Origin of the sequence: Hyphomicrobium sp. DMF-1 (assembly GCF_027886585.1) — a bacterium.
In the GTDB taxonomy this organism is placed as follows: Bacteria; Pseudomonadota; Alphaproteobacteria; order Rhizobiales; family Hyphomicrobiaceae; genus Hyphomicrobium_C; species Hyphomicrobium_C zavarzinii.
The window spans coordinates 4,623,507-4,648,975 of the sequence record NZ_CP115706.1; the positions used below are offsets into that span (position 1 = coordinate 4,623,507).

The following is a 25,469-nucleotide window of genomic DNA, read 5'->3' on the forward strand; positions in this document are numbered from 1 at the left end:
GACGACATCGATGCGTGGCATCACACTGGGACTCATGCTGGCTGTTGCGACCTCAGCACTCGTAGCCGTTACCGAGCCGCTCACGACGCCTGCGATGGCAGCTGACATCACGCTCGATACGAGCAAGCTCGCACGCCTTCCGGGAGCAAAAGAGACCTACGCCAGCCCGGCCACGACCATTTTCACGAGCCCGGATTCCGTGCCCGCCGCGGCGGATGCCGCCGCCAAGCTTCTCGCCGCCGACGGCTGGCAGCGCTACGAGGATCCCTTCTCCGCAAGCGCCGCCAATCCCAACCTCTCCATCATGACGTTCAAGAAGGAGCGGCAGGGGCTTTCCGTGTTCGTCACGCTAGCGCCTGCGCAGGGCAACGCGACGAGCGTTTCCTACACGGCCAATGCCATCGTCGACGACCTGCCGTTTTCCAAGGATGCCTCCGAGATCAAGTATGCGCCGGAGCGGCCGCATCTCGCCCTCGTCACGCAGGCTCCGCTCGAAGAGCAGTTCTCCTTCTTTCGCCGCGAATTGACCGCGCGGGGGTGGCTGCCCTACTCGCGAAGGGAAAACCGCAAGATGACGGCGGACGACGACACGTCCGAGCCCAACGAGCGCGGCAAGTTCGCGTTCTTCGTGCGCGATAACCATCGCCCGCTCATGCTTCGCCTACAGAACCGCGAAGACGGCCGCCTCGACGTCGTGATCGAGGCTGTGCCGCAAAAATTGCTGACGCTGCTCGTTGAAAAAGAAGAACCTGCCGCACCTCCGGCTGCGGCTGCAGCTCCCCCGGCGGAGAGCGAGCCACACAACGAGACCGCAAAGGGCATGGATGCAAACGATGCCTTCAACGCCATCGCCGGTGAAATCCTGAACGAGGTGCGCAAGGCGACCAAGGACGCGATGGCCGATCTCAATCGCCCCGCATCGCAGGCCTCCGGCTCACCTGCCGCAACAGAAACGCTCGCCGAGCTTGCCGACGGCAATGCGCCGATCCCTCTCCCGGCAACGGCAGAGGAGATCGACTTCGACGGCGGACGCGGTTCGCTCGAGTTCGAAAGCGCCTCCAGCGTCAAATCTGTCGCGGCGTTCTATCGCGACGTGATGAAGCGCGGCGGATGGAAGGCCGATCGCTCGGTCATCGACAAGGACAACATGGTGGTGCTGCGCTTCTCCAAGGCTGCGCAAGACCTCTCGCTCACGATCATGGCGTTCGGCAAGAAGACGCGCGTCACGGCCTCGGGCTCGGCGCTCGCAACCGCCGAAGCAGAGCCTGCGGAAAACGCCTCGGAAGAGAGCCACGCGGAGGCAAAGCTCGTCACGGAGCTGACCGCCGAAGAGCGGAGCGGCTTGCCTGTTCCTGCGCCGCACTCGGTCAGCGGCAGCGAGAAGAGCCTGTTCCGCCTGTCCGTCAACGCGACGGTGCCTGCGTCGACCGAAACCGTTCTCGCCTTCTACCGGCGTGAGCTCGCCAAGATCGAGTGGAAGGAACAGGCGGGTAGCGCTGTCCTTTCGGCGGACCGCGCGGACGTTGCTTTCACGTCGCCGCAAGGGCCTGCCCGGCTCGTGCTCACGTACAAGAACGGCGAGACGACCTCGGTTCTGAGCTTGCGCAAGACGGAGGAGGCCCGCAAGTCCGGCCTGCTGCCGCCGGACGGCAAGATCAAGCTGCTTTTCGGCAATATGCTGGAGCAGGACGCCGTGCTCACGATCGGCAAGACGACGGTAAAGATCGGCGCTGGACTTGGCAGCAAGAAGCCGGACGGCCCGACGCTGGAGATTGCGCCCGGCAAGCACACCTACTCGCTGAAAGTCTCCGGACAGCCGGCGCAGACGGACGCGTTCGAAGTCACGGCGGGCGACATCTGGGGCCTCATGATCGGACCCGGCGGCGTGCTGCCGTTGCAGATGTACTGAGATTGACGGCCGACGCTCTCAAATCAGGGCGTCGGCGCCGTCCTCTGCCGGATCCACAGCACGAGAAGCACGAGCGCGGAGCCGATGATCGCCGAGACGACGTCGCGCAGCGAAATCGTGATCTGATCGAGATTGGGGAACAGCCCCAACAGACGGAACAGGAGGCCGCCAACCAGCGCGCCTGCCAGACCGAGCGCGAGGTTCTGGAACAGGCCGAACCCCTTTCGCTCGCGCCTCACGATCAGGCCAACGAGGCTCCCGCCGATCAGCCCGATGATGGCCCACACGAAAAACTGAGCGAACGAAAAGGACATGCCACTTTTCTCCGTCTCTGTGCCCTCGCCGCCTGCCAGCCCAGCATCCGGGAGGCGCGGCATTCCTTCCCTATAGCACCCTTGCAGACCGAGGCACGCGAGTTCCGCGCAAATGGGTTGATCGGCGGTTGATCGCCGCCATCAAGGAGCATCCTGGGAAAAAGAGCAGCCGGACACGGCGGACACGCCGCGCCCGGCTCAAGATCACTCCGGCAGGATGCGCACGGCGCCCTTGTCGGCGCTGGCGGCGAAGGCCGCATAAGCCTTCAGCGCGGTGGTGACATTGCGCTTGCGGGGCGCGGCCGGCTTCCAGCCGAGCTTGTCCTGCTCGGCGCGGCGGGTGGCGAGTTCCGCTTCGGAGACCGCAAGGTTGATCGTGCGGTTCGGGATGTCGATCTCGATGATGTCGCCCTGGCGCACGAGGCCGATGGCGCCACCCTGCGCCGCTTCCGGCGAGGCATGGCCGATGGAGAGGCCCGAGGTGCCGCCCGAGAAGCGTCCATCGGTGATGAGCGCGCAAGCCTTTCCGAGACCCTTGGATTTCAGGTAGCTCGTCGGATAGAGCATTTCCTGCATGCCTGGTCCGCCCTTCGGCCCTTCGTAGCGGATGACGACGACGTCGCCAGCCTTCACCTCGCCGCCGAGGATGCCCTTCACGGCTGCATCCTGGCTTTCATAGACGACAGCGGGGCCCGAAAACTTCAGGATCGATTCATCGACGCCGGCCGTCTTCACGATGCATCCGTCGAGGGCGATGTTGCCGGAGAGAACGGCAAGGCCACCATCCTTCGAGAACGGATGCTCGACGGAGCGGATGACGCCTTTCTCTCCGTCCGTGTCGAGGTCGTCCCAGCGCGCCTCCTGACTGAAGGCGACCTGGGTTGGAATGCCGCCAGGCGCGGCGCGGAAGAAGGTGCGCACCATCTCGCTGTTGGTGCGCGTGATGTCCCAGCGGTCGACGGCGTCACCCAGCGTTTCGGCGTGCACGGTCGGCGTGTCGCGATGAAGCAGACCGCCGCGATCGAGCTCGCCCAGGATGCGCATGATGCCGCCTGCGCGATGCACGTCCTCCATGTGCACGTCCTGCTTGGCGGGCGCGACCTTGGAGAGGCACGGCACCTTGCGGGACAGGTGGTCGATGTCGTCCATCGTGAAGTCGACTCCGCCTTCGTAGGCGGCCGCCAGGATGTGGAGCACCGTGTTGGTCGAGCCGCCCATGGCGATGTCGAGCGACATGGCGTTCTCGAAGGCCTTCTTGTTCGCAATGCTACGCGGCAACACGCTCTCGTCGTTCTGCTCGTAGTAGCGGCGGGCGAGATCGACGATCAGGTGGCCGGCCTCGACGAACAGGCGCTTGCGGTCGGCATGCGTCGCGAGCGTGGAGCCGTTTCCGGGCAGCGACAGGCCGAGGGCCTCAGTCAGGCAGTTCATCGAATTGGCGGTGAACATGCCGGAGCAGGAGCCGCACGTCGGGCAGGCCGAGCGCTCGATGACCTTGACGTCCTCGTCCGACACCTTGTCGTCGGCGGCGGCCACCATGGCATCGACGAGATCGAGCGCGTGGGTCTTGCCGTGGAGGACGACCTTGCCGGCTTCCATCGGTCCGCCGGAGACGAAGACGGACGGGATGTTGAGGCGCATGGCGGCATTCAGCATGCCGGGGGTGATCTTGTCACAGTTCGAGATACAGACCATGGCGTCGGCGCAATGCGCGTTGACCATGTACTCGACCGAGTCCGCGATGATCTCGCGCGACGGCAGCGAATAGAGCATGCCGTCGTGGCCCATGGCGATGCCGTCATCGACGGCGATCGTGTTGAATTCCTTGGCGACGCCGCCGGCCGCCTCGATCTCGCGCGCGACCAGCTGGCCGAGGTCCTTCAGGTGGACGTGGCCCGGCACGAACTGGGTGAACGAGTTCACCACCGCAATGATCGGCTTTCCGAAATCCGCGTCCTTCATGCCGGTCGCGCGCCAGAGGCCGCGGGCACCGGCCATGTTACGGCCGTGGGTGGTGGTTCGGGAGCGATAAGGAGGCATTGTTTGGGATCTTTCTAATCTCTTCCGATACCGCCCCGTACGACCTTCCCAGACGGTTGTAAAATATATTATTGAGAACACATTAGGTCGCACGGAGACTTTATGTCATGTTGGACCTGCGCCAGCTCCGCCATTTTCTCGCCGTCGCCGACACGCTGCATTTCGGGCGGGCCGCGGAACGGCTGGGCATGACCCAGCCGCCGCTCAGCCAGTCCATCCTGGCGCTCGAGCGGCAGCTGGGAGCCGCGCTTTTCACCCGCTCGAAGCGGAATGTGGCGCTGACCGCGTTCGGGCGGCAATGGCTCGAGCATGTTCGCCCGGCCGTGGAGAGGATAGCGGCGTTGCCCGACATCGCGCGGCGGATCCGCGACGGCACGGTGGGACAGCTCGGACTGAGCTTCGTCAGCACGGCGGACTACAGCCTGTTACCCGCGCTGGTCCGCCGGTATGCGGCGCGCTTTCCGTCCGTGGAGGTCAACCTCACCGAAGCGACCAGCGACGTGCAGATCGAAAGTCTTTTGGGCGGACATGGCCATGCCGGGATCATCATCCCGCCCGATACCGCGCTGCCGGAGGCGCTGGCCTATATGCCGTTGCTGCGCGAGCCTTTGGTTGCGGCCGTCCCGGAGGCCTGGGTTTCGGACGGGCGCTCTTCGGATGGGGACTGGCTGGACCAGCCGCTCATTCTCTTTCCGCGGCGCGTGGCCCCTGTCTTTCACGACCTCGTCACCGGCTACCTCGCCAGGCGAAGCGGGTCCTTGCATGTGAGGCAGGAGGCCATCCAGATGCAAACGATCATCAGCCTCGTCTCGGCCGGCATGGGCTTCGCGCTGGTGCCGGACTCGTTACGGAACCTTGCCCGGACAGGCGTGCGCTATCTGGAGCTGCGGGAGCCGCCGGTGCTGGAAACGGGCCTCGCGTGGTTACGCGAGAACGACAGCGCGACACTCCGAGAATTCCTGAGCGTTGCCGCAGACGTCAAAGCCGCGTGAGACCCGGCGCGATGCGCGCTGCTCGGCGGAATTATCTTTTTATTTCAGGGAGTGGTTGGTGGAGCCAAGCGGGATCGAACCGCTGACCTCTTGCATGCCATGCAAGCGCTCTCCCAGCTGAGCTATGGCCCCTTACCATGGGTTCTTGCGTGTTGGGGAACCGAAGCTCCCTTTCGCAAGCGGGATCCTGAGGCGTGTGCCGCGCTGGTGCTTGCGGCGCCGTCAAGATCACGAAGACCGGCTCATTAGGCCGATCGCCTCAAAACTGCAAGAGCGAAGTTAGCGCATGCACGCCAAAAAGATACGGACGTGCCACCTTCGCCTTCCTTGCGCCTCGCAGGCCGCGTGTGACGCGCCAGATGGCAGGATCTGGCGCGATCGTGGTCGCTGGCCGGACCGACGATTCACGCGCCAGATGGCAGGATCTGGCGCGATCGTGGTCACTGACTGGACCGACGATTCACGCGCCAGATGGCAGGATCTGGCGCGATCGTGGTCACTGACTGGACCGACGATTCACGCGCCAGATGGCAGGATCTGGCGCGATCGTGGTCGCTGCCTGGACCGACGATTCACGCGCCAGATGGCAGGATCTGGCGCGATCGTGGTCACTGACTGGACCGACGATTCACGCGCCAGATGGCAGGATCTGGCGCGATCGTGGTCACTGACTGGACCGACGATTCACGCGCCAGATGGCAGGATCTGGCGCGATCGTGGTCCTAACGCTCCTCGTCGCCTTCGGTGACCGGGCCGCCGATGATGTTGGACATATCGCCGCCTTCTTCCTCTTCTTCCTCGAGGAAGGTCTCGTCCTCGTCGGCGGCAACGGCGGTGTCGCCATCCTCGATGTCCGGCAGCGCATCGTCGGCGTCCGCCTCTGCGGTCTCCACCGGCGCCTTCTCGGTATAATCCGACTTGCGGCCGCGACGGCTCGATTTCTCCTCGCCAGCCGCAGCGAGCGCGAGCGGCGACGAAGCCAGCTCATAGATCGAGCCGCAGATCGGGCAGGTAATGGGATCTCGGTTGAGGTCGTAGAACCGAGCACCGCATTCATTGCTCTGGCAGGTGCGCTTTGTCCCGCGCGCTTGCTTGGTCGCCATGGCTGTCTCACCTGTCAAATTGGGATAGCGGGGTCTGCCACAGCATCCGGCGGCTGTCAAAACGAAATCCGGTGCCGGTGCTGATAAAGCGTCGCGCGGCGTTGACAGGGCCTGGATGGGGCGGCTCTATGCCCGGGCTTTCCTTCACAACCCGGGCTCAGGCGTCCCTCCGGCGCCTCCCCGCGACATTTCGGGCGCCACCACGTGACTCACGCCGATCCTACCCCGCTCGCTTCCCGCCGCTCCGGCCCCCTCAAGGGCACACTTCGGGTGCCCGGTGACAAATCGATCTCCCACCGGGCCCTGATGCTCGGCGCCTTGGCGACCGGAAAAACGCGCATCCGCGGCCTTCTCGAGTCCGAGGACGTGATCAACACCGCACACGCGGTCACGGCCCTCGGCGCGCCTGCCCGGAAAACCGGAGACACCTGGGAGGTGCTCGGCCGCGGCACCGGCGGGCTCACGCAGCCCGACAAGCCGCTGGATTTCGGCAACTCGGGCACCGGCACCCGCCTGATGATGGGCGTGATCGCGCCGCACGACATCACGGTGACGATGATCGGCGACGCCTCGCTCTCCAAGCGGCCGATGGGCCGGGTTCTCAACCCGTTGAAGCAGATGGGCCTCGAGGTGGAGGGTGACCGCGACCGGCTGCCCTTAACCCTCCGCGGCACCTCTGAGCTCGTGCCGATGGTCTATGAGCTTCCGGTGCCGTCGGCCCAGATCAAAAGCGCGATCCTGCTCGCGGGGCTCGGCGCCGCCGGCGAAACCACAGTCGTCGAGCCCGAGGCAACGCGCGATCACACCGAGCGGATGCTCCGGCATTTCGGCGCGGACGTGCGGACGGTTTCCGAAGGCGGCGCAACCCGGATCACGGTGCGCGGCGGCGCGGAGCTCGAGGGCCGCGATGTCACGGTGCCGGGCGATCCCTCCTCCGCTGCATTCCTGATCGCATCGGCGCTCATCGTGCCGGGCTCCGACATCACCATCGAGGGGCTGCTCGTCAACCCGACGCGGACGGGCTTCTACACCACCCTCCAGGAGATGGGCGGCGACGTCACCTTCCTCAACGAGCGGGAGGAAGGCGGAGAGCCTATCGCGGACATTCGCGCCCGTTTCTCCGCGCTTTCCGGCGTCTCGGTGCCGGCGGACCGCGCGCCTTCGATGATCGACGAGTATCCGATGCTGGCGGTCGTCGCGGGCTTCGCCAAGGGCGCGACGCGGATGGACGGCCTCGCGGAGCTCAAGGTCAAGGAGAGCGACCGGCTCGCGGCAACGGCCGCGGGGCTCGAAGCGAACGGCGTTCGCACCGAGGTTTCCGGCGACACGCTCATCGTTCACGGCACAGGCTCCGTACCGGGCGGCGGGCTGGTTGAGACCCATCTCGACCACCGGATCGCCATGTCGTTCCTGGCCATGGGGCTCGCGAGCACGTCTCCCGTCACGGTCGACGATACGGCCATGATCGCCACCAGCTTCCCGGAGTTCCGGCACCTTATGGAGCAGATCGGGGCGCAGTTCGGCGAAGGCGGCGGCGCATGATCATCGCCATCGACGGACCGGCGGCCTCCGGCAAGGGCACCCTCGCCAAACGGCTCGCCGATCACATGGGTTACGCCTGCCTCGACACGGGCCTGCTCTACCGGGCGGTGGCGCGCGATGTGGCCTCGCGCGGGTTCCGGCTGGAGGACACCTGGGCAGCGGTGGCCGCAGCGCGGGGCCTCGTTCCTGCGACCTTCGACGATCCGGCGCTGCGGGGAACCGCCGCCGGGGACGCGGCCTCGATCGTCGCCAAGATTCCAGCCGTTCGGGCGGCGTTGCTCGCCTATCAGCGGGATTTCGCGGCCCAGCCGCCCGGCGCCGTGCTCGACGGGCGGGACATCGGCACCGTGGTCTGCCCGAACGCGGACGTTAAGATTTTCGTGACCGCTAGCCCCGAAATCCGGGCCCGGCGCCGGTTTGCCGAGTTCGAGGCGCGCGGCACAGGCGTTGCCTATGAAACGGTGCTGGCCGATATCCTGGCCCGGGACGCCCGCGATGCCGGCCGGGCCGACGCCCCCATGGCCAAAGCTGCCGATGCGATATTGCTCGATACCAGTAACTTGAGTATAGAAGCCGCATTCGACGCCGTCGTCGGATTGATCAAGAGGAAGATCAGCCACTAGGGGCGCATGACACATGCGTCTCAATTTTCACTGGCGGGCCAGGGCCCATCACGACGGTGCCGAGACAATATTCAAAGAAACGTGCCGGTAGAAAACCGTCCGCTCGCGCTTCCGTGCGCGTTCGGCGGGGCTCGCGGCCATCACTCATCCACGTCGCCGGGCAGCCTGCAACGGGTGCCGGGCGGCAAACATCCATTTCCAACACACGTTCAGGAGTCTGAATGACCACCGAAATCAGCAAAGACTACACCCCGTCGCGCGACGAGTTCGCCGCGATGCTCGCCGACAGCCTGGCGAAGGACGACGTTTTCGAAGGCAGCGTCGTCAAGGGTAAGGTCGTCGGCATCGAGAAGGATCTCGCCGTCATCGACGTCGGCCTCAAGATGGAAGGCCGCGTTCCGCTCAAGGAGTTCGGCCTCGGCGGCAAGCCGGGCGACATCAAGGTCGGCGATACGGTCGAAGTCTACCTGGAGCGCATCGAGAACGCGCTCGGTGAAGCCGTTCTCTCGCGCGACAAGGCACGCCGCGAAGAGAGCTGGACCCGCCTCGAGAAGCTCTCCGAGAAGGGCGAGAAGGTCACCGGCGTGATCTTCAACAAGGTGAAGGGCGGCTTCACCGTCGATCTCGACGGCGCCGTGGCCTTCCTTCCGGGCTCGCAGGTCGATATCCGTCCGGTGCGCGACATCGGTCCGCTCATGCATCAGCCGCAGCAGTTCCAGATCCTCAAGATGGATCGCCGCCGTGGCAACATCGTCGTCTCGCGCCGCTCGGTGCTCGAAGAGACGCGCGCCGAGCAGCGCGCCGACATCGTCGCCCGCCTCGCCGAAGGCCAGATCATCGACGGTCTCGTCAAGAACATCACCGACTACGGTGCGTTCATCGACCTCGGCGGCATCGACGGCCTGCTGCACGTCACCGATATGGCGTGGCGCCGCGTAAACCATCCGTCCGAGATCCTGAACGTCGGCGACACGGTGAAGGTGCAGATCATCCGCATCAACCCCGAGACGCAGCGCATCAGCCTCGGCATGAAGCAGCTCCAGTCCGATCCGTGGTCGGCCATTGAGGCCAAGTACCCGATCGGCGCCCGCTTCTCCGGCACGGTCACGAACATCGCCGACTACGGCGCGTTCGTCGAGCTCGAGCCCGGCGTCGAGGGCCTGATCCACGTCTCCGAGATGAGCTGGACCAAAAAGAACGTGCACCCCGGCAAGATCGTCTCGACCAGCCAGCAGGTCGAGGTGCAGATCCTCGAGGTGGATCCCGCCAAGCGCCGTATCTCGCTCGGCCTCAAGCAGACCCAGGACAACCCGTGGGATGCCTTCCTGGCTCAGCATCCCAAGGGCACCGTCGTCGAAGGCCCGATCCGCAACATCACCGAGTTCGGCCTGTTCATCGGCCTCGACGGTGGCGTGGACGGCATGGTCCATCTGTCGGATCTCGACTGGCAGAAGGCCGGCGACGAGGTCATCAAGGACTACAAGAAGGGCGACACCGTCAAAGCCGTGGTGCTCGACGTCGACAGCTCGAAGGAGCGCATCTCGCTCGGCATCAAGCAGCTCGCCGGCGACCCGGCCGACGAGCTCGGCAAGTACAAGAAGGGCGACCAGGTGACCTGCGAGGTCGTCCAGGTGCAGGAGAACGGCATCGAGGTGAAGATCGCGGATACCGATCTCACCACGTTCATCAAGCGCTCGGATCTATCGCGTGACCGTTCGGAGCAGCGCTCGGAGCGCTTCACCGTCGGCCAGAAGGTGGACGCGGCCGTTCTCTCGGTCGACAAGGCTGCCCGCCGCATCGGCGTCTCGATCAAGGCGCTCGAGATCGCAGAGGAGAAGCAGGCCGTTGCACAGTACGGCTCCTCGGATTCGGGTGCTTCGCTCGGCGACATCTTCAAGGCCGCCATCAAGAAGCGCGACGCGGGCGACGAGGGCTGAGCCCTTCCCCTCTCGCAATTCGAGATCACACCATGCGCGGGGCGGAGACGTCCCGCGCATTTTTCTTTCACGCGAGAGCGCCATTGCGCAGCGCCCGGCAGTTTCCTAATTTTGCAGCAACGACTTATTGGCAGGAGCGATGACCGATGTCCCTTGAGACCGAAGCCGTTCTCGACCGGCGCCGCATGCGCAGGCGGCTGGCCTTCTGGCGCAGCGCGGCCGTGCTGTTCGTCGGACTGCTGCTCGGCGCCCTGATGTTCAGCAGCGACGATCTTTCGAGCCTCGCCGGCACGCATCAGATCGCGCGCGTCTCCATCGAAGGCACGATCACCGACGATCGCGACCAGATCGCCATGCTGAAGAAGATCAAGGACGCCAAGCACGTCGAGGCGCTGCTGGTGTTCGTGAACAGCCCGGGCGGCACCACCACGGGCGGCGAGAGCCTGTATCTCGCGCTCAGGGACGTCGCGGAAAAGAAGCCTGTCGTGGCGCAGTTCGGCACCGTCGCGGCGTCCGCCGGCTATATCGTGGGGCTCGGCACAGACCACATCGTGGCGCGCGGCAACACAATCACAGGCTCAGTCGGCGTGCTGGCGCAGTGGCCGGAAATCAGCGAGATGCTGGCCAAGCTCGGCGTGAAATTCAACGAGGTTAAGAGCGGCGAGCTGAAGGCCGCGCCCAATCCGTTCGAGCCTGCCTCGGAAGGCGCGCGCCGCGTGATGCAGGACACCATCGACGACGGCTTTCAGTGGTTTCTGTCGCTTGTCGAGACGCGGCGGGGCATCGTCGCCAGAAACGTAAACGGCCTGGTCGAGGGGCGCATCTACTCGGGCCGACAGGCGCTCGAGAACAAGCTGGTGGACGAGATCGGCGGGGAAAGCGAAGCCGTGCGCTGGCTCGAGACGAGCCGCGGCGTCAGCAAGGATCTCAAGGTGGTCGACTGGAAACCCACGCCGGAAGGCGCCTGGGGCAAGGTTACCGGAAGCGCCTCTCAGGCCGCCATTTCGGCCCTTGCCTCCGTGTTAAGCAGTGTCGCACATCTCGCAACTCTTACCCCCGCCGTTGGTCGAGTTGGCCTTGACGGCCTCGTTTCTGTTTGGCAACCTTCTGAAAATTAGAATAAATACAATTACTTTCGGGAGGGCGTGTGCTTTGATTAAATCCGAACTGATCCAGAAAATTGCAGCCTCGAACCCGCATCTCTATCATCGGGACGTCGAACGCATCGTCAACGTGGTGTTCGATGAAATCGTAGATGCCCTTGCGCAGGGCGATCGTGTCGAGTTGCGTGGCTTCGGCGCCTTCACGGTGAAGCACCGCGCCGCCCGCCAGGGACGCAACCCGCGCACCGGGACGCCGGTTCCTGTCGCAGAAAAGTTCGTGCCGTTCTTCAAGACGGGCAAGGAACTGAGAGACCGGCTCAACACGAACGCATAAGCGGCGCCGATCGAATAGGCGTTGCAGGCGAACTTCGCAGACGAGACACGAGCGTGCTCAAACGTATCATTTGGCTGTTGATCGCGTTTCCCGCAGCGGCGCTGCTCATCACGCTTGCGATTGCGAACCGCCATTCCGTTCGCCTGGTGCTCGATCCTTTCCGGCCGGAGACGCCGGTTCTTTCCGTGGTGCTGCCGTTCTACGGTTTTCTGTTCGGTGCGCTTCTGATCGGCGTCGTTCTCGGCGGCGCGGCCACGTGGCTTTCTCAATCGCGATGGCGCCGCACGGCGCGCGTCAGGAGCGGCGAGGCCAAGCGATGGCGATCGGAGGCCGACCGGCTCACGCGCGAGCGCGATGCCGAGGTTGCGAGCCGGGCCAAGGCCCTTGCCGCGCCGGACAAGCGCAACGCGGCGTGAGCGTCTCCGCGCAGCGGACTCTCCTTGCGCCCCTATGTGCGATCCGCGAGCGTCCTCCACGATTCTCCGCACTGTCGCGCCAAGCCATATTCCGGTGATTCCGGGAACTCGTGGCAACACCGAGGGTGCCATCCGAAACTTTCAGCGCTGAACCGACGCCCGATGACGACGCAAGTCAAAATCTGCGGTTTGAGCACCGAGGCAACGCTCGAGGCGGCCCTCGACGCGGGCGCGGATCTCGTGGGCTTCGTGCTGTTTCCCAAGAGCCCGCGCAACGTGAGCGTGGAGCGCGCCGCCGCGCTCGCCCGCCACGCGCGCTCGCGCCGTGACGGCGTCCAGGTGGTGACGCTGCTCGTGGACGCCGACGACGTGCTCGTCGATCGCGTGACCGCAGAGATCAAGCCCGATCTCCTGCAGCTTCATGGGCACGAGACGCCCGCGCGCGCCGAGGAGATCCGCCGGCGCAGTGGCCTTCGCGTCATGAAGGCGGTTCCCGTATCGGACCGGAGCGAGGTGGATGACGCCTTGCGCTATCTCGCGGCCGGGGGCGGCGCCGATCTTCTGCTGTTCGACGCCAAGCCGCCCGCCAATGCCGATGCCTTGCCTGGCGGCAACGGGCTTGCCTTCGACTGGCACATCCTGGATGGGGCACGTGGTCGCGCTCCATTCGCGCTTGCCGGAGGCCTCTCGCCGGAGAACGTTGCTGCCGCAATCGAATTGACCGGAGCCGAGATCGTCGACGTCTCGTCCGGCGTCGAGAGCCGTCCCGGCCAGAAAGACCCCGATCTCATCCGCCGCTTCCTTCGCGCCGCAAAGGCCGCTAAGCAGGCATGAAAATTCTCCACCCGCCGCGGCGGGGCTAAACCGAGGACAGTGCCGATGGCCTCAAAAGACCAGAAGACCCACGAAGCGAAGCTCAACACGCTGCGCTCCGGACCCGACCCGCGCGGTCACTTCGGCATGTTCGGCGGACGTTTTGTCGCCGAGACGCTGATGCCGCTGATCCTCGATCTGGAAACGGCCTACGAGGCGGCAAAGAACGATCCCGCGTTCCAGGCCGAACTCACGCAGCTCATGCTTCACTACGGCGGGCGGCCGAGCCCGCTCTACTACGCGGAGCGTCTCACCGAGCATTTCCGTGGCGTGGCCAAGGCGGCGGGCGGCACGGGCGGCGCCAAGATCTATTTCAAGCGCGACGAGCTGAACCACACGGGCAGCCACAAGATCAACAACTGCCTCGGCCAGATCCAGCTCGCGCGCCGCATGGGCAAGACGCGCATCATCGCCGAGACGGGCGCGGGCCAGCACGGCGTGGCTGTCGCCACCGTCTGCGCGCGCTTCGGCCTTCCCTGCGAGATCTACATGGGCGCGACGGACGTGCAGCGCCAGGCGCCGAACGTTGCCCGCATGTACATGCTGGGCGCCAAGGTCAACCCGGTGACGGCGGGCGCGGGCACGCTCAAGGACGCGATGAACGAAGCGCTGCGCGATTGGGTGACCAACGTGCACGATACATACTACCTCATCGGCACGGCGGCAGGTCCGCATCCCTATCCCGCGATGGTGCGTGATTTCCAGTCGGTGATCGGCACCGAGACGCGCGAGCAGATGCTCGAGCGTGAAGGGCGCCTGCCGGACACGCTCGTTGCCTGCATCGGCGGCGGCTCGAATGCGATCGGCCTCTTCCATCCGTTCCTCGACGACGAAAGCGTGAAGATCTACGGCGTCGAAGCGGGCGGACACGGGCTCGATGTCGAGAACGGACACGCCGCCTCGATGAACGGCGGACGGCCGGGCGTTCTGCACGGAAACCGCACGTATCTCCTGCAGGACGCGGAAGGCCAGATCCTCGAAGGTCATTCGATCTCGGCGGGCCTCGACTATCCGGGCGTGGGTCCCGAGCATTCGTGGCTCAAGGATACGGGCCGCGTCGACTACGTCTCAATCACGGACAAGGAGGCGCTGACCGCATTCCAGCTCAGCGCCAAGCTCGAAGGCATCATTCCGGCGCTTGAGCCGTCGCACGCGCTCGGCTGGGTCACGAAGCTCGCGCCGACGCTCCCTCAGGACAACCTGCTCGTCATGAACATGTGCGGACGCGGCGACAAGGACGTGTTCGCAGTTGCCGGCTATCTGGGGATCAAGCTTTGACCAACACATTCGAAACGCGGATAGACCGGCGCTTCGCGGCGCTCAAGACGGAAGGCCGGGCGGCGCTCGTGACATTCGTCACGGCGGGCGACCCGGATCTCGAAACCTCGAAGAAGATCCTGGCCGGGCTGCCCAAGGCAGGCGCAGACGTCATCGAGCTCGGCATGCCGTTCTCGGATCCGATGGCGGATGGGCCCGCGATCCAGGCTTCCTCGCTTCGCGCGCTCAAGGCCGGGCAGAAGATGCGCGATACGCTCGCGATGGTTCGGGAGTTCCGAAAGACAGACCCGGACACGCCCATCGTGCTGATGGGCTATTACAATCCGATCTACGTGTATCCCGTTGCGGCGTTCCTGGAGGACGCGGCGGCGGCCGGGGTGGACGGGCTTATTGTTGTGGATGTTCCCCCCGAGGCCGACGACGAGCTTTGCCTGCCGGCGCGCGACAAGGGCATCAACTTCATTCGCCTCGCGACCCCCACTACCGACGATAAGCGCCTGCCAGCAGTGCTGAAAAACACGTCCGGATTTCTTTACTATGTTTCCATCACCGGCATCACCGGAGCCGGGGCGGCAAATCCCGACGACGTTCAACTGCAGGTGGCGCGGATAAAGAAGGCGACAACTCTTCCCGTCGCGGTCGGTTTTGGCGTAAGAACGCCGGAGCAGGCGCGTGCCATGGCGAAGGGCGCGGATGGCGTAGTGGTCGGCTCAGCATTGGTGCGCGCCATCGAAGAGAGCTTAACTGAGGACGGCCGCCCGACTGGAAATACGGTCGGCTCCGTTCTAAATTTGGTCGAAGGCTTGAGCGCCGCCCTGCGCTCTTCATGAGAGGCGGGCAGCGACAACCGGCCAGAGGCATTCGAAGCAGACGGTTTCGGGCGCTGGCGGTGGCACAATCTTTCTACGGCGAATGGCATGAGCGGCGCTGCCCAGGTGGGCAGACGGAACGCGGGGTTTCGAGGAGCGGTCAAGCGTGAACTGGATCAACAACGTCGTCCGGCCCAAGATCCGCAGCTTCCTCACGACGAAGCGCGAGGTTCCCGAGAACCTCTGGGTCAAGTGCCCGGAGACTGGCCAGATGGTCTTCTACAAGGACCTCGAGGCCAACCAATTCGTCGTGCCGGGCTCCAACTACCATATGAAGATGGGCTCGCGCGCGCGGCTCACCAATCTCTTCGACGGCGGCGTGTTCGAGCAGGTCGCAGTCCCCACCGTCGCGCAGGATCCGCTGCGCTTCCGCGACGGACGGCGCTACACGGACCGCATCAAGGATGCCCGCGCCAAGACGGGCCTCGACGATGCCGTGCTGATCGGCGAAGGCACGCTCGACGGGCGCATGGTGGTCGCGGCCGCACAGGACTTCGAGTTCATGGGCGGCTCGCTCGGCATGGCCGCAGGTGAAGCCGTCATCGCCGGAATGCTGCGCGCAGTCGAGCTCAAGGCGCCGTTCATCCTGTTCGCGGCCTCGGGCGGCGCTCGTATGCAGGAGGGCATCCTTTCGCTGATGCAGATGCCGCGCACGACGATCGCCGTGCAACGCCTGCGCGATGCGAAGCTGCCGTATATCGTCGTGCTCACCGATCCGACCACGGGCGGCGTCACGGCCTCGTATGCAATGCTGGGCGACGTCCACATCGCCGAGCCCGGCGCACTCATCTGTTTCGCGGGGCCGCGCGTCATCCAGCAGACGATCCGCGAGCAGCTTCCCGACGGCTTCCAGCGGGCCGAGTATCTGCTTAGCCACGGCATGATCGACATGGTCGTGCATCGCCACAAGATGCGCGAAACGCTGAGCCGCATCTGCAGCCTGCTGATGCACGGCGCAGCCATCGACAAGACCAAGGCGCGGCGCGGAAACGGCAAGATGCCGGTCAACGGAAGCGTGGACGGCAAGCTGATCGAATCCGCCGTCGAGCTGGAGCCTGTCGAAGAGGACAAGCGCTTCGGCGAGCAGAAGGGCGATGCGGACGCCGCCGGCGGCACCGCCAGGGAACAACCCAGGAATTGAGCTCGCCAGACGACTGGCGCGGGGCGTTGTGCCGATGGATTTGGCGCTCGTGCAAGGAGCGTTTCCGCTCCGGGACGCATTATTTCGCACTGCGGGATATTTCCTGTGCGTGTCGAGTCCTGTTGACCTCTCCCCAGGGCCAGGGCTTTCTCTCTTCGCCGGGCAGCCGGTTCCCACTATTCTCGACGCAGGCCAGCAGGAATCGCATGCAGATTGCGCGATCAAGACTGGCAGTGCGGGCGATGCCCGCTGAAGGAGGAGCGTGCCATCCTAACTAGCGACCAGCTCCTCGCGGACATGAAGCTCCTGCACCCCAAGCTCATCGATCTTTCGCTCGGGCGGGTGGAGCGGCTTCTGGCCAAGCTCGGTAACCCGCACAAGTCTCTTCCGCCCGTCATTCATATCGCGGGTACGAACGGCAAGGGCTCGGTCACGGCCTACCTCAAGGCCATGCTAACGGCGGCCGGCAAGCGCGTGCACGTCTACACCTCTCCGCATCTCGTGCGCTTCCATGAGCGCATCGAGCTGGCGAGCGCGCCAGGCCTCACGCAGCCGATCGCGGAAGCGGATCTCGTCGACGTGCTGTCGCGCACGCAGGCGGTGAACAGCGGCGACGACATCACGCAATTCGAGATCACCACCGCGGCGGCGTTCCTGGCGTTTGCGGAGCACCCTGCCGACATCGTTCTGCTGGAAGTGGGTCTCGGCGGACGTCTCGACGCGACCAACGTGATCGCAAAGCCCACGCTCACCGTCATCACGCCGATCTCGCTCGATCATGCCGAAAAGCTCGGCGGGACCATCGAGAGCATCGCGACGGAAAAGGCGGGCATCCTGAAGCGTGGCGTCGAGTGCATCGTCTCGCAGCAGGAAGACAGCGTGCACGAGGTCATTGCGCGCGAGGCGACACGCGTTGGGGCAAACCTTTTCGTGTGGGGGCAGAACTTCGACGCCTACGAGCAGCGCGGCCGTCTCATCGTGCAGAAGTCGGACCATCTTCTCGACCTGCCGCTGCCTGCGCTCATCGGGCGCCATCAGATCATCAACGCGGGCACGGCAGTCGCGGCTGCGCTGGAGTTGAAGGACGTCGTGCTCGACGAGGCCTCGATCGAGCGCGGGCTCGTCAATGCACGCTGGCCCGCCCGCATGCAGCGCATCGACAGCGGGCCGCTTCCTTCGCTGCTCAAGCCGGGCTCGGAGCTGTGGCTGGACGGCGGGCACAATCCCGCTGCAGGCCTCGTGATCGCGCAATCGCTCGCAGACCTCGAGGAGCGCGCGCCGAAGCCGCTCTATCTCGTCGTCGGCATGCTCGGCCTCAAGGATGCCCCGGGCTTCCTCGGACCGTTCCGCGGGCTTGCGCGCCACGTTGTCGGCGTGCCGATCCCCGGCGCGCACGAGGCACCGTTCTCGCCGGATGCCTTGGCCGATGCGGCACGCTCGGTCTCGCTCAGCGCGGAGGCGGCTCCGTCCGTCGAAGCCGCGCTCAAGCGCATCGAGGCGATCGATGCCGGGCCCAAGCGCATCCTCATCACGGGATCGCTTTATCTCGCGGGGCATGTGCTGGCGCTGCAGGAAGGCGTGGAGCCGCAGGCGAACTAGCCGGCAGCGCATCTAGATGCTGGCCTGTAGTTTTCGAACTCTCCGCAAAAACAAAAGGGCTCCGACGGATGTCGGAGCCCTTCGTCATTCGATAGCGTGCAGCGCGCTTAGGCCTTCGCGACCAGGGTCTCGCCGATCTGCGAGCCCAGCCACTCTTCGAGCTTGCGCTTCTGGACGAGTGCGCCGACGTGCTGGCCGGCGACCTGACCGTTCTTGAAGACGATCAGCGTCGGCATGGCGCGGATGCCGTACTTCGTCGTGATGGCGGGGCTCTGGTCCACGTCGATCTTCACGACCTTGACCTTGCCCTTCTGCTCAGCCGCGACCTGCTCGAGAGCGGGCGCCATAGCCTTACAGGGACCGCACCATTCGGCGAAGAAATCGACGAGAACGGGCTCGGTCGACTTCAGAACTTCCTCGTCGAACGTCTTGTCGGATACGAGTGCGGTCATCTTACGAATCTCCTTGTTCGGCGTCAGCCGAGAGCTGTGATGTTGCGTCTTATACGGGGAATTTCATCTTCCGGATCATATCCGGCGGGGTTCCCTCAAGCGCGATCCACTCGCTGGCTGCGCGGATCGTGAACGTAGGAATGCCGACCTCATGCGTCAAGACTGGATATATCCAACCGCCAGAGTTCGGCAGCATAAGCGTCGAGCGTTTCTTGAGGGATTTCCATGAGATAGGGACCTTGCGTCCAGAGCAGAGCAGCGCGGACCGGCTTGTCCGGGACGATTTCGCGCACAGCCAGGCGGTAGGCGGCAAGCTGGTAGAGATAGACCGGCGCGACGGCCGCCAGATCGCGCGGGGCGCCGCGGTTGGTCTTGTAGTCGACGATGAGGGCTTCGCTGTCCGTGATGGCCAGCCGATCGAGCTGACCGGCAATGCGAAGCGGCGGGCCCGCCGCGCCATCGGGACGGGGAATCACCGCCACGACCGGCACCTCGGCCTGGCTTCCGGCGCCGAACACTGGCGCAAAAGTTGTATCAGTCAAGATGGCCAGCACCTCTTCGGCAATACTCGCGAGCGTGCGTGCCGGAAGGCCGCGTCCGCGCTCGGCCAGAAAGGCCTTCGCCGCCTTCGCGCGAGCCTTGGGCGGAATGGCAGGCAGATGCTCCAGCAGGGCGTGCGTGAGCGTGCCGCGCAGGAAGCGGGACTGATCGGCGAGCTTGCCCGGGCTCATGGCCGCGGGCTCGGCCTTGGAGTCCTTCGGCGGCGGCGCCGGCAGCGGCTCGCCTTCATCGTCGGTATCGTAGGGCGCGAGCCGTGATGGAGCGAGCGGCACCGTGAGCTGGGGCTCGCGCGGCACCGCGGTTTCACTCCACGGCGGAAGCGGAGCAGCGGCTTGCTGCGCCGTCAGCGTAACCTTGGGCCGCTCCGGCTCGGCCGTCTGTGGCACGGCGAGGCGCAGCACCTCACGGCCTCCATCTCCCGGAACGCGTTCGAGCGCGCCTTCCAAGCCATTGCGGATCAGCTCGTACCAGCAGCCGGGCTCGGGACCGCGACGCCCTTCGAAGCCTGCCACGTACAGACGGTCGCGCGCGCGCGTCATCGCGACGTAGAGCAGCCGGTTGCGCTCCTCGCGGTCCTTCTGCTTCAGGCTATCGCGCGCCTCGCGGATCGGATCGAGCCCGCCCGTGCCCTTCACCGGCCAGACGAACGGGGGCGGCGTGCCTCCCGGGCGCTGCATCGCGTCGAGCTTCATGGGGCGGCCCGCCTGGCTCGCGGCCGAGCCTGCGCTGCACGTGTCGGGGAGGAACACGACGGGGGCCTCCAGCCCCTTGGCGCCGTGCACCGTCATGACACGCACCTGATTGCGGCCATGCTCCATGTCGCGTTTGATGTCGCGCGTGCCGTCGCGCATGAACGAGAGGAAGCCGGCGAGCGAGGGCGGCGCGCCATCGTCGTAGGTGAGCGCGAGATTGAGGAACTCGTCGAGCGGATCGATGGCATCGGGGCCGAGACGCGCGATGAGCTTCGCGCGCACCTGGTCGCGATCGAGGAGGTCTGCGAAGAACTCGAACGGCGGACGGAAGTCGGCCGCCTTGCGCCAGCGCTTCAGCGTTTCCGCCGCCTCGGTGAAGCGCGGCGTGTCCTTGCCCATTTCGAGCAGAGCCTTCCAAAGCGTGCCCTTGCGCGGCTCGTCGGCCCGTTCCCGTCCCCTGAAGGCGAGCGCGGTGAGATCCGAGTCATCGAGGCCGAAGATCGGGCTCTTCAGCACCTCGGCCAGGGCGAGATCGTCCTCGGGGAGCGTCAGGAAGTCTCCCAGCGAGAGCATGTCCTGCACCGCGATCTGCTCGGTAAGGCGCATGCGGTCCGCACCGGCGACAGGGATGTCGCGCGCCTTCAGCGCCTGCACCATCGGGGCTGCGAAGGGCGCGCGCTTGCGCACGAGGATCAGGATATCGCCGGGCTCGATGGGACGGCCTGCTGACGCCAGCATCTCGCCCCGCGCGAGCCAGTCCCTGATGGTGTCCGCGATGCGGTTGGCGAGCTTGACGACGGGCGGCTCCGCCGACTGCTCCTCCAGCGGCGACCAGGCATCCGCGGGATCGACGTCGACCACCTGCTCCGTCGGCCAGATCTCCACGAGACCGGCATGGCCTGCGCGCTTTGCCGCATGCGGGGCGGGCGTGACGCCGGGCGTGCGCAAGGGATCGGCGAACACGCGATCCACCGCATCGAGCACGGGAGCGACGGTTCGGAACGACAGCGTGAGCGGGATGCGCCGCCACGTCACCCCGGCGCTGGCGCCGAGCTCCGCGAACCGGTTTCCCATCTCCGAGAACATTTCCGGCGCGGCACCCTGGAACGAATAGATGGACTGCTTCTCGTCACCCACCGCGAACAGCGTGCGCGGCTCCTCGCGAGCGCCCACCCCCGAGAAGAACTCGGTGGCGATGGCCTCGACGACGCGCCACTGCGAGGGGCTCGTATCCTGGCTTTCGTCCACCAGGATGTGATCGAGCCCCTTGTCGAGCTTGAACAGCACCCATTCGGCAGACTCGCGCGTTGAAAGCAGGTTGCGGGTGCGGGCGATGAGATCGTCGAAATCGAGCGCGGCGCGCCGCACCTTGGCTTCCGTGTAGCGCTGCTGCACGGCATCGGCGAGACGCAGGAGCGCCATGGTCGCCTCCACGATGGCCGCACCCTGCTGCTCGGCATAGAGGGCGACGAAGCGGCCTTGCGCGCGCGCGAGCATCGGCTCGACCTCCGGGTTCTTCTCCTTCAGCGCCTTGGTGAGGAACTTGTCGCGGGGTGCGCCGTCGCTCTTCAGGAACAACCCGGAAAGGGCCTCGATGCGCGCGTGGTCGGTTGCGGCCTGAAGCGCATCGGTGATCTTCGCGGCCATGTTGGCGTCGGTCTTGCCGCCACCTAGCAGGACAGACCGCACGTGCGCGAGATCGCGCGGCGAGAGCAGGGTTGCAGCTTCCGCCTGAATGGCGGCGCGCGTGATGCCGGAACGAATGGAAAAGTGGCGCCGGTAGAGTTCGTCCACCGCGCCGAGGCCGGACGGCCCGCCGTCCGAAACGGAGGGCATGCGCACGGCCGTCTCCAGCCAGTCGCGGTGGCTCAAGGCATCGGCCAGGATCTCGTCGAAGCGATCGTCGGCGGCGTAGGCGATGGCGGCTTCGAGCGCCTGCCCCATCGGGCTCGACCGCTTGCGCGCGGCGGCGCCGATGACCTGATCGATGGCCTCGCGCATGAGCTTGCGGGATGTTTCCTCATCGAGGATCGCGAAGCCCGGCGTCACACCGGCTTCGAGCGGGAAGCGCTGAAGCAGGCGTTCGGCGAACGCGTGGATGGTCTGCACGCTGAGGCCGCCCGGCGTCTCGGTGGCGCGCGTGAAGAGCGTGCGGGCGAGCGCGGTCTCCTCGGGAGCGGGCACACGGCCCAGGAACTCCGTCAACGTGCGCGCAAGGTCGCTCTCCGGCAGCATCACCCATTTCGAGAGGCTCTCGAATACGCGCTTCGACATCTCGGCCGCGGCGGCCTTGGTGTAAGTGAGGCAGAGGATGCGCTCGGGCGGCGTGCCTGCGAGCAGGAGGCGCAGCACGCGCATGGTGAGCACGTGCGTCTTGCCGGTGCCCGCGTTGGCGCTGACCCAGACCGAGGCGACGGGGTCCGCCGCGTCGGCCTGGAGGCGCGTGGTGCGCTCGAGCTCAGCCTTGATGGACGCGAGGTTGGACATGACTCAGACCTCCTCCTCGCCAGAGGCACCGGACGACCATTCGGCAACGCGCGCGAGATGCGCGTATTCGTCGTAGTCGTATCCGAAGCGCGCGCGCCGCAGGGGACGATAGGGCGTCCGTTCGTCGTCGAAGCGGGCGACGTGACGCTGGAGGCCGACGAGAGCCTCCGCCGCCAGCGTGGCGACGTCCGGCACCTTGACATCGTGCTCCTCGCCCGGGGGCTCACCGCCGGACGCGCGAATGTAGCGTAGCGTGGCGACGGGGCGCTTCGGCATCTTCTCGAAGCCGAGCGTCGCATCGCCTGCGATGGCGGCTTCGAGCGGAAGCTGCGGCGCGACGCCCGCGAGCACCTTGGTATCGCTCGGCGGATTGCCGGTCTTGTAATCGGAGATCACCAGCGCTTCTTGCATGATATCGATGCGGTCGGCGCGAGCCGTCAGCGTGAACGGTCCGGCCGGCGCGTCGAACACGAGCTGGCCGTTGATTTCCGTCCTCACTTGCGCGACGCCCGCGCGCCGTGCGGGCTCGGTGGCGGCAAACCAAGCGGCAAAGCGCTCGAAGCGGGGAATCCAGAACGCGGCGATGCGGGGATGGGCGGCGTAGGCATCGAGCGTCGCCCGCGCGAAGCGGACAAGCTCGGCCTCGGTGTTTTCCGGAAGCTCCGTCGGATAAGCCTCCGCGAACGCAGACAGGGCGCCGTGGATGATGCTGCCGCGAAGCGCCGCGCCAGGCGGCTGGCCCAGCGGATCGAGCGGCTCGAGTTTCAGAATGTCACGGGCGAAGATCGCGTAGGGATTGCCGATCCAGGTCTCGATGCGCGAGACGGAGAGCTTGCGGGGGCGCTGCGCGAGCGTGGGACGCGGCTCCGGCACCTTGAGGCGCGGCACGGGCGCGACAGCATCGCGCTGACGCGCCCATGCGAGCCAAGGTTGCTTCGGCACGAGGGCGTAGCCGACGTTCATGCCATCGAGCAAGGCTTGCAGACGCAGCAGCCAGCGCGACGGCACGGTGGGCACGCCATCCTTCTTCTCGGCCCGCGTGAGGATCACCTCCGGAGCGGCGAGCAGCGTCGCGAAATCGTGGGCGGACTGTCCGATCTTCTCCTCGGGCGAAGGCAGGCCGAGCGCTTCGCGCATGGGCCGGTTGAGCCAGGGACCGGGATCCGACGATTTGGGCCACGTGCCGTCGTTGAGCGAACCCAGGATGACCACGTCGGTCTGCTGCAATCGCGCTTCGAACGGTCCCCAGATGAAGAGACGCGGATGGACGGGGCCGCGCGGGCGCACGGTCTCGGCGCTCGCAAGGCTGCGATAGAGATCGGCGTAATCGGCAGGAGGCAGCTCGAGTGGCGGGAGTTGCTCGTCGAGAAGGCTCGCGAAGAAACGCGCGGCCGTCTCGCCCGCCTCATCGCGCCAGAGCGAGCTTTCCGGCTCGTCCTTCCCGTCGGGATCGGGAGGCAGCTCGGCCATGGCTTCAGCGGCCTTGCAATGCGCGTCCACCAGGGCGCGAAGCGGCACAGGCGCGCCAGGCTCGTACAGCGCGATCAGCGGGGCGAAGGCCGCGCGGAAGCGCGCCAGCAGATCGCGTGCGCCTTGCCAATCCTCGGTCCAGAGACGCGTGACGGCCGGATGGAGGCGCACGCGCCGGTCGCGATCGGCGGAGGCACGCTCGAAGGCGGCTTCCACGCCGTCGAGGCCATCGCCAAGGTAGGGCGCGCGGAAGGTCGCGATTTCGAGAGCGCGCGCGGCGCGGCGTGCCGCGAAGGGATCGAGGCCGAGGCGCGTCAACGGATGCTTCAGAAGCGCAACCACCTCGGCGGGGGCAAAGCGCGTCGCGGCGGCATTGACCACGAGATCGAGGAAGGCGCCGGGCGGCGTCTTGGCGAGCGGCCGGCCGGCGGAATCGTCCACCTTGATGCCCCAGGCTTCGAGGCGGATGGCGACGCGGCGGGCGAGGAGACGATCCGGGGAGACGAGCGCGGCGGTGCGGCCCGGCGTCTCGGCGGCTTCACGCAGAATGAGCGCGACGGCCTCCGCCTCGTCCTGCGATGTCGGCGCCTCGATGAGGCTCAGGCCTTGCGGCGCGGCGCCTGCCGGATCTCGGCGCGCGGCGGCGGCGAAGGCTTCCCAGCGCTCGGTCGTTCCGGCCGGGCGCATGGCCTCGGCGATGAGACGGCTGCGGGCCCGCGCGGCCTCCGAGGCGTGCTCGCCCAGGCGCTGCACGGCGGAACGCTCGCAGCCCAATTGATCAAGCAGCTTCTTCAAGCCGAACTGAGGGTGCTCAGGATGCTCGGGGCCGATGGTGCTCCAGCTTTCGGCATCGAGATCGGTATCGAGCGCGGGCAGCACGATGGCGCCTTGCGGCAGACCGGCGACGGCGCGCATCAGCTCTACTGTCGCGGGAATGGAGCCGGTGACGCCGGCGACGATAACGGGCGCATCGGGCGGCGAGGTTGCGAGGCGGTTCGCCTCGGCGCGGATCACGGCGTTGCGGCGGCCCACGGCGGAGAGGTGGCCGCTCTGCGCGAGATAACCCGGCCACGCCTGCGTAACGATCTCCAGGAACTGGAGCGTCTTCTGCCAATGCTCGGAGAACATCTCGGGCACGAGCTTGGCGAGGCCGTCGAGGCTCACGTTCTCGGTCTCGACCATGTCCATCAGAGCGGCAAGCTCTTTGGCGAGAACGGACGCTTGCGCGGGCGTGCTGCTCCCCGCCGCGGCCAGCGGCTCCAGCGCCGCGTCTCCGCGCGCCCGGTGCATGGCCTCGGTCCACCTCTGGATGAGGCTCGCGAGAACGAGGCGGCGCTCCAACTCCGAAATGGCGGGTGGGATAGCGCCGAGATCAGCCGATGCCTCGGGTTGCGCGGCCGCCGAGATCAGCGACAGATCCTCCTCGCCTTCGGAGATCGCCACGATCTTGGGCAGAAGCAGCGCACGGCCACCGGAGGCGCGCAGGAAGGCATCCTGCAAGGCACGCGTGGCGCGCCGCGTCGGCAGGTAGAGCGTGATGCGCGGCAGGTCCATCAAACCGGGCGCATGGCCGCCCGAAGCAGGCAGGCTGCCGTCGAGAATCGCCGTCGCCAGGCAATCGAGGAACGGCCGCCCAGCTTCAACAGTGTAGATATTTGCGCGTTCCCGCAGCGTCATCGCCAGCGTGATGCCCCCAGACCCCGTCAAAGTGCAGACGCGTGGGGTATAGCACTA

At 66.1% G+C, this 25,469-nt stretch carries 19 protein-coding genes and 1 tRNA gene; 13 read left to right on the plus strand and 7 right to left on the minus strand.

Translation table 11 applies throughout. The features are described from left to right. The first annotated feature begins 10 nt into the window (after positions 1-10). Positions 11-1,909 carry a hypothetical protein gene (locus tag PE058_RS21475; RefSeq protein WP_271029481.1) on the plus strand — a complete coding sequence of 633 codons (1,899 nt, stop codon included), beginning with the start codon at positions 11-13 and terminating at the stop codon, positions 1,907-1,909. Positions 1,910-1,932: 23 nt separating this feature from the next. On the opposite strand, the gene PE058_RS21480 is transcribed toward PE058_RS21475, so the two are convergent. Together PE058_RS21480 and ilvD are read right to left on the minus strand one after the other, a co-directional pair. Next, positions 1,933-2,223, minus strand: coding sequence for a GlsB/YeaQ/YmgE family stress response membrane protein (locus PE058_RS21480; RefSeq protein WP_040497936.1), 291 nt, complete (start codon positions 2,221-2,223; stop codon positions 1,933-1,935). A 204-nt stretch (positions 2,224-2,427) separates the two neighbouring features. Continuing rightward, positions 2,428-4,263 (minus strand): dihydroxy-acid dehydratase, encoded by a 1,836-nt coding sequence (gene ilvD, locus PE058_RS21485; protein WP_271029482.1) that lies wholly within the window; start codon positions 4,261-4,263, stop codon positions 2,428-2,430. Between the two features lie 107 nt (positions 4,264-4,370). Here ilvD and PE058_RS21490 point away from each other — a divergent pair, with 107 nt between their 5' ends. Continuing rightward, a complete protein-coding gene (locus tag PE058_RS21490) occupies positions 4,371-5,255 on the plus strand; it encodes a LysR family transcriptional regulator (protein WP_020084667.1) in 885 nt (294 codons plus the stop codon). 56 nt (positions 5,256-5,311) lie between these two features. Here the strand turns inward: PE058_RS21490 and PE058_RS21495 are convergent. Both PE058_RS21495 and PE058_RS21500 read right to left on the minus strand, forming a co-directional pair. Then, a tRNA-Ala gene (locus PE058_RS21495) sits at positions 5,312-5,387 on the minus strand. A 590-nt stretch (positions 5,388-5,977) separates the two neighbouring features. Beyond that, on the minus strand, positions 5,978-6,358 hold the full coding sequence (locus PE058_RS21500; protein WP_020087953.1) for a TIGR02300 family protein: 381 nt from the start codon (positions 6,356-6,358) through the stop codon (positions 5,978-5,980). Positions 6,359-6,562: 204 nt separating this feature from the next. Here PE058_RS21500 and aroA point away from each other — a divergent pair, with 204 nt between their 5' ends. The 11 genes from aroA to PE058_RS21555 all read left to right on the plus strand — a co-directional run bounded on the left by aroA (position 6,563) and on the right by PE058_RS21555 (position 18,073). Next, positions 6,563-7,900, plus strand: coding sequence for a 3-phosphoshikimate 1-carboxyvinyltransferase (gene aroA, locus PE058_RS21505; RefSeq protein ID WP_271029483.1), 1,338 nt, complete (start codon positions 6,563-6,565; stop codon positions 7,898-7,900). Beyond that, the gene (locus PE058_RS21510) at positions 7,897-8,523 is read left to right on the plus strand and encodes a (d)CMP kinase (protein ID WP_020087955.1); all 627 of its coding nucleotides are present in this window, start codon (positions 7,897-7,899) and stop codon (positions 8,521-8,523) included. Before aroA ends, PE058_RS21510 begins: the two co-directional genes overlap by 4 nt. Positions 8,524-8,744: 221 nt before the next feature. Continuing rightward, positions 8,745-10,460 carry a 30S ribosomal protein S1 gene (gene rpsA / locus PE058_RS21515; RefSeq protein WP_020087956.1) on the plus strand — a complete coding sequence of 572 codons (1,716 nt, stop codon included), beginning with the start codon at positions 8,745-8,747 and terminating at the stop codon, positions 10,458-10,460. 146 nt (positions 10,461-10,606) lie between these two features. Further along, the gene (sppA, locus tag PE058_RS21520) at positions 10,607-11,578 is read left to right on the plus strand and encodes a signal peptide peptidase SppA (protein ID WP_020087957.1); all 972 of its coding nucleotides are present in this window, start codon (positions 10,607-10,609) and stop codon (positions 11,576-11,578) included. Between the two features lie 34 nt (positions 11,579-11,612). Continuing rightward, positions 11,613-11,897, plus strand: a complete 285-nt coding sequence (gene ihfB, locus PE058_RS21525) for an integration host factor subunit beta (RefSeq protein WP_020087958.1) — start codon at positions 11,613-11,615, stop codon at positions 11,895-11,897. Between the two features lie 53 nt (positions 11,898-11,950). Continuing rightward, positions 11,951-12,313 (plus strand): hypothetical protein, encoded by a 363-nt coding sequence (locus PE058_RS21530; protein WP_020087959.1) that lies wholly within the window; start codon positions 11,951-11,953, stop codon positions 12,311-12,313. Between the two features lie 162 nt (positions 12,314-12,475). Then, a complete protein-coding gene (locus PE058_RS21535; protein WP_020087960.1) occupies positions 12,476-13,147 on the plus strand; it encodes a phosphoribosylanthranilate isomerase in 672 nt (223 codons plus the stop codon). Positions 13,148-13,192: 45 nt separating this feature from the next. Next, positions 13,193-14,464: a tryptophan synthase subunit beta gene (trpB, locus tag PE058_RS21540; RefSeq protein WP_020087961.1), complete on the plus strand. Its 1,272-nt coding sequence runs from the start codon at positions 13,193-13,195 to the stop codon at positions 14,462-14,464. Further along, the gene (gene trpA / locus PE058_RS21545; protein WP_020087962.1) at positions 14,461-15,294 is read left to right on the plus strand and encodes a tryptophan synthase subunit alpha; all 834 of its coding nucleotides are present in this window, start codon (positions 14,461-14,463) and stop codon (positions 15,292-15,294) included. Before trpB ends, trpA begins: the two co-directional genes overlap by 4 nt. Before the next feature lie 145 nt (positions 15,295-15,439). Beyond that, positions 15,440-16,474, plus strand: a complete 1,035-nt coding sequence (gene accD, locus PE058_RS21550) for an acetyl-CoA carboxylase, carboxyltransferase subunit beta (protein ID WP_020087963.1) — start codon at positions 15,440-15,442, stop codon at positions 16,472-16,474. Between the two features lie 297 nt (positions 16,475-16,771). Continuing rightward, on the plus strand, positions 16,772-18,073 hold the full coding sequence (locus PE058_RS21555) for a bifunctional folylpolyglutamate synthase/dihydrofolate synthase (RefSeq protein ID WP_020087964.1): 1,302 nt from the start codon (positions 16,772-16,774) through the stop codon (positions 18,071-18,073). A 107-nt stretch (positions 18,074-18,180) separates the two neighbouring features. On the opposite strand, the gene trxA is transcribed toward PE058_RS21555, so the two are convergent. From trxA to addB, 3 genes are all read right to left on the minus strand, one after another. Beyond that, the gene (trxA, locus tag PE058_RS21560; protein ID WP_020087965.1) at positions 18,181-18,525 is read right to left on the minus strand and encodes a thioredoxin; all 345 of its coding nucleotides are present in this window, start codon (positions 18,523-18,525) and stop codon (positions 18,181-18,183) included. A 149-nt stretch (positions 18,526-18,674) separates the two neighbouring features. Continuing rightward, positions 18,675-22,265 carry a double-strand break repair helicase AddA gene (gene addA / locus PE058_RS21565; RefSeq protein WP_271029484.1) on the minus strand — a complete coding sequence of 1,197 codons (3,591 nt, stop codon included), beginning with the start codon at positions 22,263-22,265 and terminating at the stop codon, positions 18,675-18,677. Between the two features lie 3 nt (positions 22,266-22,268). After that, positions 22,269-25,442, minus strand: coding sequence for a double-strand break repair protein AddB (gene addB / locus PE058_RS21570; RefSeq protein WP_271029485.1), 3,174 nt, complete (start codon positions 25,440-25,442; stop codon positions 22,269-22,271). Positions 25,443-25,469 lie beyond the last annotated feature (27 nt).